At 71.9% G+C, this 14,690-nt stretch carries 16 protein-coding genes; 15 read left to right on the top strand and 1 reads right to left on the bottom strand.

Going from position 1 to position 14,690, the window contains the following annotated elements; genetic code table 11:
• Window positions 1-53 precede the first annotated feature (53 nt).
• The 9 genes from lepB (IE207_RS26650) to IE207_RS26610 all read left to right on the top strand — a co-directional run bounded on the left by lepB (IE207_RS26650) (window position 54) and on the right by IE207_RS26610 (window position 7,957).
• Complete coding sequence (gene lepB, locus IE207_RS26650) at window positions 54-941, top strand: signal peptidase I (protein ID WP_190186915.1); 888 nt, start codon at window positions 54-56, stop codon at window positions 939-941.
• Window positions 942-1,007: 66 nt separating this feature from the next.
• Complete coding sequence (lepB, locus tag IE207_RS26645) at window positions 1,008-1,808, top strand: signal peptidase I (protein WP_190186859.1); 801 nt, start codon at window positions 1,008-1,010, stop codon at window positions 1,806-1,808.
• Window positions 1,798-2,289, top strand: a complete 492-nt coding sequence (locus IE207_RS26640) for an NUDIX hydrolase (protein ID WP_190186858.1) — start codon at window positions 1,798-1,800, stop codon at window positions 2,287-2,289. Before lepB (IE207_RS26645) ends, IE207_RS26640 begins: the two co-directional genes overlap by 11 nt.
• Before the next feature lie 55 nt (window positions 2,290-2,344).
• Window positions 2,345-2,653 (top strand): DUF2469 domain-containing protein, encoded by a 309-nt coding sequence (locus tag IE207_RS26635; RefSeq protein WP_006139554.1) that lies wholly within the window; start codon window positions 2,345-2,347, stop codon window positions 2,651-2,653.
• Window positions 2,654-2,774: 121 nt separating this feature from the next.
• Window positions 2,775-3,161: a YraN family protein gene (locus IE207_RS26630; protein WP_190186857.1), complete on the top strand. Its 387-nt coding sequence runs from the start codon at window positions 2,775-2,777 to the stop codon at window positions 3,159-3,161.
• Window positions 3,161-4,786 carry a YifB family Mg chelatase-like AAA ATPase gene (locus tag IE207_RS26625; protein WP_190186856.1) on the top strand — a complete coding sequence of 542 codons (1,626 nt, stop codon included), beginning with the start codon at window positions 3,161-3,163 and terminating at the stop codon, window positions 4,784-4,786. The genes IE207_RS26630 and IE207_RS26625 overlap by 1 nt, the downstream gene beginning before the upstream one ends.
• Before the next feature lie 182 nt (window positions 4,787-4,968).
• Entirely contained in the window at window positions 4,969-6,231 is a 1,263-nt protein-coding gene (gene dprA / locus IE207_RS26620; protein WP_190186855.1) for a DNA-processing protein DprA, read from the top strand.
• Window positions 6,232-6,440: 209 nt separating this feature from the next.
• Window positions 6,441-7,280, top strand: coding sequence for an RNA polymerase sigma factor WhiG (gene whiG / locus IE207_RS26615; RefSeq protein ID WP_136213430.1), 840 nt, complete (start codon window positions 6,441-6,443; stop codon window positions 7,278-7,280).
• A gap of 119 nt (window positions 7,281-7,399) precedes the next feature.
• Window positions 7,400-7,957 carry a TetR/AcrR family transcriptional regulator gene (locus tag IE207_RS26610; RefSeq protein ID WP_190186854.1) on the top strand — a complete coding sequence of 186 codons (558 nt, stop codon included), beginning with the start codon at window positions 7,400-7,402 and terminating at the stop codon, window positions 7,955-7,957.
• Window positions 7,958-7,984: 27 nt separating this feature from the next.
• Here IE207_RS26610 and IE207_RS26605 read toward each other — a convergent pair whose 3' ends face one another.
• Window positions 7,985-8,449: a M23 family metallopeptidase gene (locus IE207_RS26605; protein WP_190186853.1), complete on the bottom strand. Its 465-nt coding sequence runs from the start codon at window positions 8,447-8,449 to the stop codon at window positions 7,985-7,987.
• Window positions 8,450-8,701: 252 nt separating this feature from the next.
• Here IE207_RS26605 and rpsB point away from each other — a divergent pair, with 252 nt between their 5' ends.
• The 6 genes from rpsB (at window position 8,702) to rlmN (ending at window position 14,512) form a co-directional block, all read left to right on the top strand.
• Complete coding sequence (gene rpsB / locus IE207_RS26600) at window positions 8,702-9,610, top strand: 30S ribosomal protein S2 (RefSeq protein WP_190186852.1); 909 nt, start codon at window positions 8,702-8,704, stop codon at window positions 9,608-9,610.
• 134 nt (window positions 9,611-9,744) lie between these two features.
• Window positions 9,745-10,581 carry a translation elongation factor Ts gene (gene tsf, locus IE207_RS26595; protein ID WP_190186851.1) on the top strand — a complete coding sequence of 279 codons (837 nt, stop codon included), beginning with the start codon at window positions 9,745-9,747 and terminating at the stop codon, window positions 10,579-10,581.
• A gap of 161 nt (window positions 10,582-10,742) precedes the next feature.
• Window positions 10,743-11,522 (top strand): UMP kinase, encoded by a 780-nt coding sequence (pyrH, locus tag IE207_RS26590; RefSeq protein ID WP_136213434.1) that lies wholly within the window; start codon window positions 10,743-10,745, stop codon window positions 11,520-11,522.
• 85 nt (window positions 11,523-11,607) lie between these two features.
• On the top strand, window positions 11,608-12,165 hold the full coding sequence (gene frr / locus IE207_RS26585; RefSeq protein ID WP_190186850.1) for a ribosome recycling factor: 558 nt from the start codon (window positions 11,608-11,610) through the stop codon (window positions 12,163-12,165).
• Complete coding sequence (locus IE207_RS26580) at window positions 12,165-13,238, top strand: phosphatidate cytidylyltransferase (protein ID WP_190186849.1); 1,074 nt, start codon at window positions 12,165-12,167, stop codon at window positions 13,236-13,238. The genes frr and IE207_RS26580 overlap by 1 nt, the downstream gene beginning before the upstream one ends.
• A 161-nt stretch (window positions 13,239-13,399) precedes the next feature.
• Window positions 13,400-14,512, top strand: coding sequence for a dual-specificity RNA methyltransferase RlmN (gene rlmN, locus IE207_RS26575; protein ID WP_136213436.1), 1,113 nt, complete (start codon window positions 13,400-13,402; stop codon window positions 14,510-14,512).
• Window positions 14,513-14,690 lie beyond the last annotated feature (178 nt).

Genomic DNA, 14,690 nt, shown 5'->3' with positions numbered 1-14,690 from the left:
TGTCCGTACCGGCGCGGGCGGCGAATCCGATTGAGGGAGTGGATGTGGGGGATGTGGCGGTAGGCGCGCGGTCCGGACGCGACGAGGGTGCCGAGCGGCCGGAGGACGGCGTCGAAAGCGAGTCCGAGAAGGGCGGTGCCGGGGCGCGACCCCAGCGCTCGTTCTGGAAGGAGCTGCCGCTCCTCATCGGCATCGCCCTGCTGCTGGCCCTGCTGATCAAGACCTTCCTGGTACAGGCGTTCTCGATCCCGTCGGAGTCGATGCAGAACACCCTCCAGCGCGGTGACCGGGTGCTCGTGGACAAGCTGACCCCGTGGTTCGGCTCGGAGCCCGAGCGCGGTGAGGTCGTGGTCTTCCACGACCCCGCCAACTGGCTCGCGGGCGAGGCCACCCCGGAGCCGAACTTCGCGCAGAAGGCCCTCAGCTGGATCGGCCTCATGCCGTCCGCCGAGGAGAAGGACCTGATCAAGCGGACCATCGCCATCGGCGGTGACACGGTCGAGTGCAAGCGGGGCGGACCGGTCGTCGTCAACGGCAAGGAGCTGGACGAGCCGTACATCTACCCCGGCAACACCCCGTGTGACGACGCCCCGTTCGGCCCGATCACCGTCCCCAAGGGCAAGATCTGGGTGATGGGAGACCACCGTCAGAACTCCCAGGACTCCCGCTACCACATGCAGGACTCCACCCAGGGCTTCGTCCCGGTCAAGGACGTCGTCGGCCGGGCCGTGGTGGTCGCGTGGCCCGTCACCCGCTGGGCGACCCTCCCCGTCCCGGACACCTTCGACCAGCCGGGCATCGGCAACCAGGCCAAGGCCGCCGCACTCGGCCTCGACGCCTCGGGACTGGCGCCGGTCGGACTCGGGCCGGCGGCCCTGGGGCTCACGGGCGCGGTTCCCGTCGTCCTGTGGCGCAGGCGGAAGCTGACCGGCCGGAGCTGACCGGCGGTAGTACCGCCGGGTAGGGTGCCGCCCAGGTCGACGATCCCGAGTGTGGGGGCTGCTGCAATGGGCGGAACAAGAGCGAGCGGTACACAGGTCATACGGGGTGGCGGCAAGGGCCACGGCGGTCTCGGCAACGTCTTGTCGGGAATCGCCGTGGCCGTCGGCTTCGTGCTCTTCCTCGGCGGTTTCGTCTGGGGCGCGCTGACGTACCAGCCGTACACGGTGCCGACCGACTCGATGGTGCCGACCGTGCGGCCCGGCGACCGGGTGCTCGCACAGCGGATCGACGGCGACCAGGTGCACCGTGGTGACGTCGTCATCTTCACCGATTCCATGTGGAGTGACTCGCCCATGGTCAAGCGGGTGGTCGCGGTCGGCGGCGACACCGTGAAGTGCTGCGGCACCGGCGGCAAGCTCACGGTCAACGGCAGGGAGCTGGACGAGCCCTACCTCGACGACGCCCGGCTCACCCCGCTGGATGCGGCGACCGTACCCGTGCCCGGAGGCGCATCCGACACCACCTTCGAGGTGAAGGTCCCCGACGGCAACCTCTTCCTGCTCGGTGACCACCGGGCGGGTTCGCTGGACTCCCGCGCCCACCTCCAGGAGAGCGGGCAGGGGACCGTGGCCCGCTCGGCGGTCAGCGCCCGGGTCGACGCGCTGGCGTGGCCGTCGATGGCGATGGTGGAGCGGCCCGGCACCTACGCCGCGCTCCCCGGCGGGACCTCCCGGCCCGGGCCGCTGCGCCTCCAGCTGGCCGCAGTGGTGGCCGGGGCCGCCCTGGTGCTCCTGGGGGCCGCCTACGGGCCCCTCACGCGGGTGCTGGGGCGCGGACGGAGGCGGGAGCGCGTCGATGCCCGCTGACGGGGCCCGCAAGGTGTCCCGGGTCGTCCTCCTGGACCCGCGGGACCGGATCCTGCTGCTGCACGGCTTCGAGCCGGGCGACCCCGCGAACGACTGGTGGTTCACCCCGGGCGGCGGGGTGGAGGGCGCCGAGACGCGTGCGGAGGCCGCGCTGCGGGAGCTCGCGGAGGAGACCGGCATCACCGAAGTGGAACTGGGGCCGGTGCTGTGGCAGCGGTACTGCGCCTTCCCCTTCGACGGGCGGCGCTGGGAGCAGGACGAGTGGTACTTCCTCGCCCGCACGACCCGGACCGCGACGGAGACGACCGGGTTCACGGAGCTGGAGCGGCGCACCGTCACGGGAGCGAGGTGGTGGACCTCCGAGGAACTTCTGTCGGCACGTGAGACGGTGTACCCGACCAGACTCGCCGGGTTGCTCCGTACGCTGCTCGACGACGGTCCTCCGGGTGCGCCGGTGGTCCTGGCCCCCGAAATCGTTTAGGGGCTCGGGGCTCTGGCGCACAATAGGGGGACGCACGGCTGAAGGGGAACATGCCATGAGTGCCGAGGACCTCGAAAAGTACGAGACCGAGATGGAGCTGAAGCTCTATCGGGAGTACCGCGACGTCGTCGGTCTGTTCAAGTACGTGATCGAGACGGAACGCCGTTTCTACCTCACCAACGACTACGAGATGCAGGTGCACTCGGTCCAGGGGGAGGTCTTCTTCGAGGTCACCATGGCTGACGCCTGGGTCTGGGACATGTACCGTCCGGCCCGCTTCGTCAAGCAGGTGCGCGTGCTGACCTTCAAGGACGTGAACATCGAGGAGCTCAACAAGAGCGACCTCGAACTTCCCGGGAGCTGACCGGCCCGAAGACCCGGCTCACCCGCGAGGGTGACCGGGTTTTCCACAACGCCACGGTTGTCCACCAAGATCCACGCGGGGGGCGGGGGCACGGGATCGTCGGTGCCGGAGGTGGTGCCGGATGAACGCGAAGAGCGTGGCACAGCAGGCATTGGGCCGGTACGGCGAGGACCTCGCGGTGCGGCGGCTCACCGAGTCCGGGATGACGGTGATCGCCCGGAATTGGCGATGCCGCAGCGGGGAGATCGACATCGTCGCGCGGGACGGTGACTGCGTCGTCGTGTGCGAGGTGAAGACGCGCAGGGCGGGGGCCGCCGGGCGGGAGGTGTTCGAGCACCCCATGGCAGCCGTCCGGCCCGGCAAGGCGGAGCGGTTGCGCCGGCTCGCCGGGCGCTGGCTCGCCGATCACGGGGGGCCACCGCCGGGCGGGGTGCGGATCGACCTCGTCGGGATCCTGCTGCCGCGGCGCGGTGCGCCCGTGGTGGAGCACGTCAGGGGGGCGGCCTGATGGGGTTCGCGCGGGCCTGCTCGGTGGCCCTGGTGGGGGTCGAGGGCGTGCTGGTCGAGGTCCAGGCCGACCTGGAGCCCGGCGTCGCGGCCTTCACCCTGGTGGGGCTGCCCGACAAGACGCTGGTCGAGAGCCGGGACCGGGTGCGGGCCGCCGTGGTCAACTCCGGCGCCCCCTGGCCGCAGAAGAAGCTCACGGTGGGACTCAGCCCGGCCTCCGTACCAAAGTCCGGAGCGGGCTTCGACCTGGCTGTGGCGGCAGCCGTCCTGGGGGCCGCCGAGGTGGTCGAGCCGGGCGCCATCGCCGATCTCGTCCTCATCGGGGAACTCGGGCTGGACGGGCGGGTGCGGCCCGTGCGGGGCGTCCTGCCCGCCGTACTGGCCGCCGCCGAGGCCGGGTACCGGCAGGTGGTGGTGCCGCAGCAGTGCGCGGCCGAGGCGATGCTCGTCCCGGACGTGTCGGTGCTCGGCGTACGGAGCCTGCGGCAGCTGATCGCGGTCCTGACCGACGGGGTCGTTCCCGAGGAGGAGGATCCGGCCGCAGGGCGCCCCGACCCGATGCTGGCCGGGCTGCTCGTCCCGGGCGCGGGACTCGGCACCGGCATCTCCCGCGGTGGCGGCGGGGACGGCCCCGATCTCCCGGACCTCGCCGATGTCGCCGGGCAGCACGCGGCCCGCCGGGCCCTGGAGGTGGCGGCCTCGGGGGGACACCACCTTTTCCTCAGCGGGCCTCCGGGCGCGGGCAAGACGATGCTCGCCGAGCGGCTGCCCTGGATCCTGCCGCCGCTCACCCGACAGGATTCCCTCGAGGTCACGGCCGTCCACTCGGTCGCGGGAATCCTGCCGCCCGGTGAACCCCTGCTCGTCCGGCCGCCCTACTGCGCCCCGCACCACTCCGCGACCATGCAGTCCCTGGTCGGAGGCGGGGCGGGGGTGCCGAGGCCGGGGGCGGTTTCCCTGGCCCACCGGGGCGTGCTGTTCCTCGACGAGGCCGCCGAGTTCGGTTCGAAGGCGCTGGACGCGCTGCGCCAGCCCCTCGAAGCGGGGCACGTGGTCATCGCCCGGGCGGCCGGGGTGGTGAGGCTGCCGGCCCGCTTCCTGATGGTCCTCGCCGCCAACCCGTGCCCGTGCGGGCGGCACACGCTCCAAGGGTCCGGCTGCGAATGCCCGGCCTCGGTGGTCCGGCGCTACCAGGCGAGACTGTCCGGGCCGCTGCTCGACCGCGTCGACCTGCGCGTCGAGGTGGAGCCCGTCACCCGCTCCGACCTGCTGGGGCGCGGCGGCCGGGGCGAAGCCAGCGCGGTGGTCGCCGAGCGGGTCCGTGAAGCCCGGGACCGGGCCGCCGCCCGGCTCGACGGCACCCCGTGGCGGCTCAACTGCGAGGTGCCCGGGCAGGAGCTGCGGACCCGGTGGCAGGCCGCCCCGGGCGCGCTGGCCCAGGCCGAGCGGGACATGGAGCGGGGACTGCTCACGGCGCGGGGGCTTGACCGGGTGCTGCGGGTGGCCTGGACCGTGGCCGACCTGCGCGGCAACGAACGCCCGGACGCGCTGGACGTGGCCGTCGCGCTGGAGCTGCGCACCGGGATCGCCCGCGGGGCGACGCTGGCGATGGCGGTGCAGTCATGACCCCCGCGGAGCCGCCGGGAGGGCCGGGACCGGGTGAGGAGCCTGGTGCACGGCAACCCGGTCCCGCCGGCCCGGGTGCGGCGGGGCGGGGTGGCGAGCCGGGACCGCTCGCAGGTGCGGCACCGGATGCCGGACCCGGACCACGGGGCCCGGTGGAGCCGGGGCCGGGCGGTGAGCCCGGGGTGCGGGGAGCGGCGGGGGCTTGGGAAGGCGGTGCGGCGGGGGCTTGGGCTTGGGAAGCCGGTGCGGCGGCGGGGGCTTGGGAAGGCGGTGAGGAGGGGGCGGAGGTGTTGGCGCGGGCCGCGCTGACCCGGGTGCTGGAGCCCGGGGACGAGCGCGGCGGGCGCTGGCTGCGGGAGTTCGGCGCGGTGGGCCTGATACGGCTGCTGACCGGGGCCGATCCCCGGCCGGGGGAGCGGCGTCCGGCGGGGGTGGGGCCGGAGCGGCTCGCCGGATACCGCAGACGGGCCGCCCTCGCCGATCCGCGGCGCGACCTCGCGCAGGCCGCCGAGGCGGGAGTGCGGTTCATCTGCCCCGGGTCGGCGCAGTGGCCGACGCAGCTGGACGACCTCGGTGACGCCCGGCCGGTCGGGCTGTGGGTACGCGGCGGGGCGGACCTGCGCACCTGGGCCCTGCGCTCGGTCTCCGTGGTCGGGGCCCGGGCCTGCACCCCGTACGGGGCCCACATGGCGCAGACCCTGGCGGCGGGTCTCGCCGAACGCGGCTGGGTGGTGGTCTCCGGGGCGGCCTACGGGATCGACGGCGCGGCCCACCGCGGGGCCCTCGCCTCGGGCGGGGCCACGGTCGCGGTGCTGGCCTGCGGGGCGGACGTGGCCTACCCGCGCGGGCACGCCGGGCTGCTCGGCCGGATCGCGGGCCAGGGTCTGGTGCTGGGCGAGCTGCCGCCCGGCACTCACCCCACCCCGAGCCGGTTCGTCCTGCGCAACCGGGTCATCGCCGCCCTCACCAGGGGCACGGTGGTCGTGGAGGCGGCCGTGCGCAGCGGCTCCCTGGTCACCGCCAGGCGGGCCCGGGAGCTGGGGCGCTTCACGATGGGCGTCCCGGGCCCCGCGACCAGCTCCCTGTCGGCCGGGGTCCACGAACTGCTGCGCGGTGAGGCGGTACTCGTCACGGACGCGGCCGAGGTGGTCGAGCTGGTCGGCGACATGGGGGAGCTGGCTCCCGAACGGCGGGGCCCGGTGCTCCCCCGGGACCTGCTGGACCCGGCCGCCGCCCGCGTGCTCGAAGCCCTCCCGGCGGGCCGCCCCGCGCAGTTGGAGGAGGTGGCCCTCGCCGCCGGCACCGGCACCGATGAAGTCATCGGCAGACTGTACGAACTTCACTCTCTGGGGTTCGTCGAACGGCAGGGCGACGCCTGGCAGTTGACCGCGCGCATGCCCCGGGGAGGCACTCGAACCGGTGGCACCCGGCGAGGCGGTCGTTGACCTGGGGCGTTCCGGTGAAAGAGTGACGCCGATGAGAGACGCGGTCTTCCCGGGGGTGGTTGCCGGGACCGTGCGCCAGGCGCCGGTCCCGGCCCGCCCGCGCCGTTCGGGGCGCTCCTGCGGCCCCGCGCCATCCCGTACTCTTCGCGCACCGCGACACTTCCGTCACGCTACGCTCCCAAGGAATCCGGCTCCGGCAAAGGCGAAGCATGCCCCAGCACACCTCAGGGTCTGACCGCGCTGCGGTGCCCCCCGCTGCCCGCGGCGGCAGTGTGCGGTCCACCGCGCCCTCGTCCCTGGAGGTGCTGTGGCGCTCGTACAAGGACTCGGGTGACGAGCGGCTGCGGGAGCAGCTGATCCTGCACTACTCGCCGCTGGTGAAGTACGTGGCGGGCCGGGTCAGCGTGGGCCTGCCGCCCAACGTCGAGCAGGCCGACTTCGTCTCCTCGGGCGTCTTCGGCCTCATCGACGCCATCGAGAAGTTCGACATCGAGCGGTCCATCAAGTTCGAGACGTACGCCATCACCCGCATCCGCGGCGCGATGATCGACGAACTGCGGGCGCTGGACTGGATCCCCCGCTCGGTCCGGCAGAAGGCGCGGGCCGTGGAGCGCGCGTACGCCACGCTGGAGGCCCAGCTGCGGCGCACCCCGACCGAGCACGAGGTGGCCGGGGAGATGGGGATCGGGGTGGAGGAGCTCCACACCGTGTTCAGTCAGCTGTCGCTGGCGAACGTGGTCGCCCTGGAGGAGCTGCTGCACGTCGGCGGCGAGGGCGGCGACCGGCTCTCGCTGATGGACACCCTGGAGGACCACGCCGCCGACGACCCGGTGGAGGTGGCCGAGGACCGCGAGCTGCGCAGACTCCTGGCCCGGGCGATCAACACGCTCCCGGAGCGGGAGAAGACGGTCGTCACCCTCTACTACTACGAGGGCCTCACCCTCGCCGAGATCGGCAACGTGCTCGGCGTCACCGAGAGCCGGGTCAGCCAGATCCACACCAAGTCCGTGCTCCAGCTGCGGGCCAAGCTCGCGGACGTGGGCCGGTGACGGCGGCAGGACCGGGCGCGGCCGGGCGCACGACCGGCCACATCCGTGCGCCGATGACCGGTGTCCCCAAGGCCGTTGCTCCGTAGAGTGGTCGGGTGCCAAGGATTCGAGCGGCCTCCGTGGCCGAGCACCGGTCGATGCAGCGCGACGCCCTGTTGGACGCCGCCCGTTCCCTGCTGTCCGAAGGCGGTACGGAGGCCCTGACCTTCCCCGCCCTGGCCCAGCGCACCGGGCTCGCCCGGTCCTCCGTGTACGAGTACTTCCGCTCCCGCGCGGCGGTCGTGGAAGAGCTGTGCGCGGTGGACTTCCCCGTCTGGGCAGCCGAGATCGAAGCGGCGATGGAAGCGGCCCCGACGCCCGAGGCGAAGATCGAGGCCTACGTCCGCAGCCAGCTCGGGCTGGTCGGGGACCGGCGCCACCGGGCGGTGGTGGCGATCTCCGCCAGCGAGCTGGACGCCGGCGCGCGGGAGAAGATCCGAGCGGCGCACGGCGGACTGGTCGCGATGGTCGTCGAGGCGCTGGCCGCCCTCGGCCAGGCGGAGCCGAAACTGGCCGCGATGCTGCTGCAGGGAGTCGTGGACGCGGCGGTCCGGCGGATCGAGCTCGGCGCCGCCGAGGATCCGGGCGTGGTGACGCGAGCGGCCGTCGCGATGGCCCTGCGCGGCGTCCGGGGCTGACTGCCCCGCCGCTGAACCGCGCGGACCTCAGCCGGCCGGCGGCGACGTGGGGAGCAGCCTCGGCGTCGGGCGCGGGAGCAGGGCCAGCGGGTTGAGGTAGCTCTCGCCCGCCAGCAGACCCCAGTGCAGGCAGGGCTCCGGGCAGTGGGCACCCTCCGTCAGGACCGCCACCACCTGGCCCGTCGTGACCTCCTCGCCCTCCGCCACCAGCGGCCGGACCGGCTCGTACGTGGTGCGCAGGCCACCCGGAAGGGTCAGGGAGAGCACCCCGCGCCCCGCGACCGGCCCCGCGTAGTACACCCGGCCCGGCCCCACGGCGCGCAGCCGCGCCCCCACGGGCGCCGCCAGGTCCACCCCGCGGTGACCGGCCGCGTACGGCGTCGGGGGCGGGTCCCACCACCGCGCCACCACCAGGGGTGGGGGCAGCGGGCGGACGGCGGGGGTGAGCGCCTGGGACAGCGCCACGAGCAGGGTGAGCAGCAGTGTCGTCATGCGGGACAGCGTCCCGCGCCGCCCCGGGGCGGCGCCCGGGCCTGTGGACAACCCGGACGGTGTGGACAAGCGCGTCACCCGGCATACCGCCGGGTCCCGTACACTTCTTGTGGCGATCCGGGTCACCGGGTCGACTTCGCACGCCCCAGCACCGGCCCGTCAGGCCAGGTGAGAGCGCCTCTCGGTCCCTTCTTCGGGGGCAGGGCGCGTCGGGGCGTCAGGAACCAAAACCGAGAAAACAAGGAGATGGCCATGGCCGTCGTAACGATGCGGGAGCTGCTGGAAAGCGGCGTCCACTTCGGTCACCAGACCCGTCGCTGGAACCCGAAGATGAAGCGCTTCATCTTCACCGAGCGCAACGGCATCTACATCATCGACCTGCTCCAGTCGCTGTCGTACATCGACCGCGCCTACGAGTTCGTGAAGGAGACCGTCGCGCACGGTGGCTCCATCATGTTCGTCGGTACCAAGAAGCAGGCGCAGGAAGCGATCGCCGAGCAGGCGACGCGCGTCGGCATGCCGTACGTCAACCAGCGCTGGCTCGGTGGCATGCTCACCAACTTCTCCACCGTCTACAAGCGCCTGCAGCGTCTCAAGGAGCTTGAGGCGATCGACTTCGAGGACGTCGCCGCCTCGGGTCTCACCAAGAAGGAGCTCCTGGTCCTCTCCCGCGAGAAGATCAAGCTGGAGAAGACCCTCGGTGGTATCCGCGAGATGTCGAAGGTCCCCAGCGCCGTCTGGATCGTCGACACCAAGAAGGAGCACATCGCCGTCGGTGAGGCGCGCAAGCTCCACATCCCGGTCGTCGCGATCCTCGACACCAACTGCGACCCCGACGAGGTCGACTACAAGATCCCGGGCAACGACGACGCGATCCGCTCCGTCACCCTGCTCACCCGCGTGATCGCCGACGCCGTCGCCGAGGGCCTCATCGCCCGCTCCGGCGCTGCGACCGGTGACTCGAAGCCGGGCGAGAAGGCCGCCGCCGAGCCGCTCGCCGAGTGGGAGCGCGACCTGCTCGAGGGCGAGAAGAAGGCCGACGAGCCGGCCGCCGAGGCCGCTCCGGCCGAGGCCGCCGCTGAGGCTCCGGCCGCTGAGGCTCCGGCCGCCGAGGCCGAGGCCGTCGTCGAGGCTCCGGCCGCCGACGCCGAGCAGGCCTGACCCACTGAGAGCGCCCGGCGTTCACGCGCCGGGCACTCGCAGCACGGACGATGACGGCGGGGGAGCCGCGCCACGAGCGCGCCTCCTCCGCCGCTCACCCTGGATCTACGACTTCGAGAGAGAATCCAAGACTCATGGCGAACTACACCGCCGCTGACGTCAAGAAGCTCCGCGAGCTCACCGGCGCCGGCATGCTGGACTGCAAGAACGCGCTCGTCGAGGCCGACGGCGACGTCGAGAAGGCCAACGAGATCCTGCGCGTCAAGGGCCTCAAGGGCGTTGCCAAGCGCGAGGGCCGCTCCGCCGAGAACGGCGCCGTCGCCTCCCTCATCGCCGCCGACAACACCTCCGGCGTCCTGCTCGAGCTCAAGTGCGAGACCGACTTCGTCGCGAAGAGCCCGAAGTTCCTCGCCGTCGCCGACGAGCTGGCCCAGCACGTGGCCGCCACCAACCCGGCGGACATCGAGGCGCTGCTCGCCTCCGAGATCAAGCCCGGCCAGACCGTCCAGGCGTTCGTGGACGAGGCCAACGCCAACCTCGGCGAGAAGATCGTCCTGGACCGCTTCGCGCAGTACCAGGGTGCCTTCGTCTCCGCGTACATGCACCGCACCATGCCCGACCTGCCCCCGCAGATCGGTGTCCTGGTCGAGCTGGACAAGGCCGACGCCGACCTGGCCAAGGGCATCGCCCAGCACATCGCCGCCTTCGCGCCGAAGTACCTCTCCAAGGAGGACGTCCCGGCCGAGGTCGTCGAGAGCGAGCGTCGCGTCGCCGAGGAGACCACCCGCGCGGAGGGCAAGCCCGAGGCCGCCCTGCCGAAGATCGTCGAGGGTCGCGTCAACGGCTTCTTCAAGGAAGCCACGCTGCTCGGCCAGCCGTACGCGCTGGACAACAAGAAGTCCGTCCAGAAGATCCTGGACGAGGCCGGTGTCAAGCTGGTGCGCTTCACCCGCATCAAGGTCGGCATCTGAGTCCGTCCGTACGCGACGGACACCGGACCCCGGTAGGGTCTGAGGCAGTCGTCCGCGTTCGCGCAGGGCGACCGCAGATCTGACGAGGAGGCCATTGCCGTAGAGGGAACCGCGAGGACCCACCGGCAATGGCCTTCTTCGTATGTGCACGAGGAGATCCCATGAATCAGGGCGTGGACCCCCACACCGCTTCCGACGACAAGAGCGACCACGACAAGAAGGGCCGCCGCTTCATGCTGAAGCTGTCGGGCGAGGCCTTCTCCGGCGGCGGCGGGCTGGGCGTCGACCCTGACGTCGTGCACGCCATCGCGCGTGAGATCGCTGCCGTGGTCCGTGACGGCGCGGAGATCGCGATCGTCATCGGCGGCGGCAACTTCTTCCGCGGCGCCGAGCTCCAGCAGCGCGGCATGGACCGTGCCCGTTCCGACTACATGGGCATGCTCGGCACGGTGATGAACTGCCTCGCGCTCCAGGACTTCCTGGAGAAGGAGGGCATCGACAGCCGCGTCCAGACCGCCATCACGATGGGCCAGGTCGCGGAGCCGTACATCCCGCTGCGTGCCGTGCGGCACCTGGAGAAGGGCCGCGTCGTCATCTTCGGCGCCGGCATGGGCATGCCGTACTTCTCCACCGACACCACGGCCGCCCAGCGCGCCCTGGAGATCGACGCGGAAGCCCTGCTCATGGGCAAGAACGGCGTCGACGGCGTCTACGACTCCGACCCGAAGACCAACCCCGACGCGGTGAAGTTCGACGCCCTGGAGTACAGCGAGGTGCTGTCCCGGGACCTCAAGGTCGCCGACGCCACCGCCATCACGCTGTGCCGCGACAACCGGCTGCCGATCCTGGTCTTCGAGCTCCTCGCCGAGGGCAATATCGCCCGCGCCGTCAAGGGTGAGAAGATCGGCACGCTCGTGAGCGACCAGGGCACCCGGGTCTGACCTCGGCCGCGGGCCCCCCGCAGCGGACCGGCCCGGCCGGCCCGCCCCGCCTGAACCATCCATATCTGACATGCAGGAGCACGTGGTGATCGAAGAAATCCTCCTCGAGGCCGAGGAGAAGATGGAGAAGGCCGTCGTCGTCGCCAAGGAAGACTTCGCCGCGATTCGCACGGGCCGTGCGCACCCGGCGATGTTCAACAAGATCGTGGCGGACTACTACGGTGCCATCACGCCCATCAACCAGCTCGCCTCCTTCGCGGTGCCCGAGCCGCGCATGGCCGTCGTGACGCCGTTCGACGCGTCCGCGCTGCGCAACATCGAGCAGGCCATCCGCGACTCCGACCTCGGCGTCAACCCGAGCAACGACGGCCGCATCATCCGGGTGACCTTCCCCGAGCTGACGCAGGAGCGCCGCAAGGAGTACGTCAAGGTCGCGCGCACCAAGGCCGAGGACTCCAAGGTCTCGATCCGCTCCATCCGCCGCAAGGCGAAGGACGCCCTCGACAAGCTCGTCAAGGACAAGGAGTCCGGCGAGGACGAGGTGCGCCGCGCCGAGAAGGAGCTCGACGACACCACCGCGAAGTACGTCACGCAGGTGGACGAGCTGCTCAAGCACAAGGAAGCCGAGCTCCTCGAAGTCTGATGAACGACTCTTCCTGGCAGCCGGAGCCCGTTCCGGCGGGTCCCGCATACGATGCGCAGGTGGGCCCGCAGACTCGGCCCATGCCCATCGTGCCCGATGCCGCCGGCCGTGACTTCGACGACCGGGAAGCACGCGATCGGGGGGTCGCCGCCGACGGCGGCCCCCTCTTCCGCGCCGAGACGCCGCCGCAGGAGCCCATGCCCAGCCCCCCGCCCCCGCCTTCCCAGGCACCCCAGGACGCCTCCCCGCCGCCGAAGAAGCGCGCGGGGCGGGACCTGCGGGCCGCCATAGGGGTCGGCGTCGGCCTCGGAGCGGTGATCTTCGCCTCGCTCTTCATCGTCAAGGCCGTCTTCGTCGGTGTCATCGTCGTCGCGGTCGTCGTCGGTCTGTGGGAGCTCACCTCCCGGCTCCAGGAGAAGAAGGGCATCAAGGCGCCCCTCGTACCGCTCGCGGTCGGTGGCGCCGCCATGGTCATCGCCGGATACGTCCGGGGGGCCGAGGGCGCCTGGGTCGCGATGGCGCTGACCGCCCTGGCGGTACTGGTCTGGCGGATGACCGAACCGCCCGAGGACTACCTCAAGGACGTCACGGCGGGCGTGTTCGCCGCGTTCTACGTCCCGTTCCTCGCGACCTTCGTGGCGATGCTGCTCACCGCCGACGACGGTCCCCAGCGGGTCGTCACCTTCCTGCTGCTGACCGTGGTCAGCGACACGGGGGCGTACGCGGTGGGCTGGCGCTTCGGCAAGACCAAGCTCGCCCCCCGCATCAGCCCCGGCAAGACCCGCGAGGGCCTGGTCGGCGCGGTGGCCTTCGCGATGGCGGCCGGCGCGCTGTGCATGGAGTTCCTCATCGACGACGGCGTCTGGTGGCAGGGCCTGGTGCTGGGCCTGGCCGTCGCGGTCAGCGCCACCCTGGGCGACCTCGGCGAGTCGATGATCAAGCGGGACCTGGGCATCAAGGACATGGGCACGCTGCTGCCCGGCCACGGCGGCATCATGGACCGGCTCGACTCGCTGCTGCCGACCGCCCCGGTGGTGTGGCTGCTGCTCGCGGCGTTCGTCGGCACCGGCTGATCGCGGCCCCCGGAGGTTCCGTCCTGCGGGCGGTTCATCAGGGAAGTCCCCGCTGAGCTGCGTCGACGTACGTACGACGGCCCCGGGTCGGTCCGGGCGGTTACTCTTGAAAGGCGCGCTGCTTCTGCGGCGCGCCTTTCGTCTTACAAGGAGTACCCGCCATGGCCCGCCCCGTTCCGGGAGAGCTCACTTTCGTCGCCCCTCGCGGAGCGAAGAAGCCGCCCCGGCACCTCGCCGACATGACCCCGGCCGAACGCCGCGAGGCGGTCGCCGCGATCGGCGAGAAGCCGTTCCGGGCCAAGCAGCTCTCACAGCACTACTTCGCGCGCTACGCCCACGACCCGGCCGAGTGGACCGACATCCCGGCCGGTTCGCGGGAGAAGCTCCAGCAGGAACTGCTGCCCGACCTGATGAGCGTCGTGCGGCACATCTCGTGCGACGACGACACCACCCGCAAGACCCTGTGGAAGCTGCACGACGGCACTCTCGTCGAGTCGGTGCTGATGCGCTACCCCGACCGGGTCACCATGTGCATCTCCTCCCAGGCCGGCTGCGGGATGAACTGCCCGTTCTGCGCCACCGGCCAGGCCGGGCTCGACCGGAACCTGTCGACCGCCGAGATCGTGCACCAGATCGTCGACGGCATGCGCGCCCTGCGCGACGGCGAGGTCCCCGGAGGCCCCGCCCGGCTCTCGAACATCGTCTTCATGGGCATGGGCGAGCCGCTGGCCAACTACAACCGCGTCGTCGGCGCCATCCGCCGCCTGACCGACCCGGAGCCCGACGGCCTGGGCCTCTCGCAGCGCGGGATCACCGTCTCCACCGTCGGCCTGGTCCCGGCCATGCTGCGCTTCGCCGACGAGGGCTTCAAGTGCCGCCTCGCCGTCTCGCTGCACGCCCCCGACGACGAGCTGCGCGACACCCTGGTGCCGGTGAACACCCGCTGGAAGGTGCGCGAGGTACTGGACGCGGCGTGGGAGTACGCCGAGAAGTCCGGTCGCCGCGTCTCGATCGAGTACGCCCTGATCCGCGACATCAACGACCAGGCCTGGCGCGGCGACCTGCTCGGCAGGCTGCTCAAGGGCAAGCGCGTGCACGTCAACCTCATCCCGCTGAACCCGACGCCCGGCTCGAAGTGGACCGCCTCGCGGCCCGAGGACGAGAAGGCGTTCGTCGAGGCGATCGCCCGGCACGGTGTTCCGGTGACCGTGCGCGACACCCGCGGCCAGGAGATCGACGGCGCGTGCGGGCAGCTCGCCGCGTCCGAGCGCTAGGGGCCGCTGGCAGGGTCTGCGGACTCTCCTGGGGGCCGGATCGGCCACGGGGTACCCTGTGGCCGAACCAATTGCATATTCCGACAGGGGAGCGCCACAGCGCTGAGAGTGCGGTAACCGTCATCCGCAGACCCTCTGAACCTCGCCCCGGTCATTCGGGGTAGGAAGTTCGGTCATT

The organism is Streptomyces cirratus (assembly GCF_014650775.1).
Lineage (GTDB): Bacteria > Actinomycetota > Actinomycetes > Streptomycetales > Streptomycetaceae > Streptomyces > Streptomyces cirratus.
The sequence above is the reverse complement of the archived record's forward strand: the minus strand, read 5'-3'. Positions and strand labels throughout refer to the sequence as shown.

Coding starts and splice junctions, on each gene's coding strand:
- IE207_RS26605 (WP_190186853.1), bottom strand. CDS start 8,449: ATGACGACACTGCTGCTCACCCTGCTCGTGGCGCTGTCCCAGGCGCTC.
- IE207_RS26640 (WP_190186858.1), top strand. CDS start 1,798: ATGCCCGCTGACGGGGCCCGCAAGGTGTCCCGGGTCGTCCTCCTGGAC.
- tsf (WP_190186851.1), top strand. CDS start 9,745: ATGGCGAACTACACCGCCGCTGACGTCAAGAAGCTCCGCGAGCTCACC.
- rpsB (WP_190186852.1), top strand. CDS start 8,702: ATGGCCGTCGTAACGATGCGGGAGCTGCTGGAAAGCGGCGTCCACTTC.
- rlmN (WP_136213436.1), top strand. CDS start 13,400: ATGGCCCGCCCCGTTCCGGGAGAGCTCACTTTCGTCGCCCCTCGCGGA.
- IE207_RS26625 (WP_190186856.1), top strand. CDS start 3,161: ATGGGGTTCGCGCGGGCCTGCTCGGTGGCCCTGGTGGGGGTCGAGGGC.
- pyrH (WP_136213434.1), top strand. CDS start 10,743: ATGAATCAGGGCGTGGACCCCCACACCGCTTCCGACGACAAGAGCGAC.
- IE207_RS26635 (WP_006139554.1), top strand. CDS start 2,345: ATGAGTGCCGAGGACCTCGAAAAGTACGAGACCGAGATGGAGCTGAAG.
- whiG (WP_136213430.1), top strand. CDS start 6,441: ATGCCCCAGCACACCTCAGGGTCTGACCGCGCTGCGGTGCCCCCCGCT.
- lepB (WP_190186859.1), top strand. CDS start 1,008: ATGGGCGGAACAAGAGCGAGCGGTACACAGGTCATACGGGGTGGCGGC.
- IE207_RS26630 (WP_190186857.1), top strand. CDS start 2,775: ATGAACGCGAAGAGCGTGGCACAGCAGGCATTGGGCCGGTACGGCGAG.
- IE207_RS26580 (WP_190186849.1), top strand. CDS start 12,165: ATGAACGACTCTTCCTGGCAGCCGGAGCCCGTTCCGGCGGGTCCCGCA.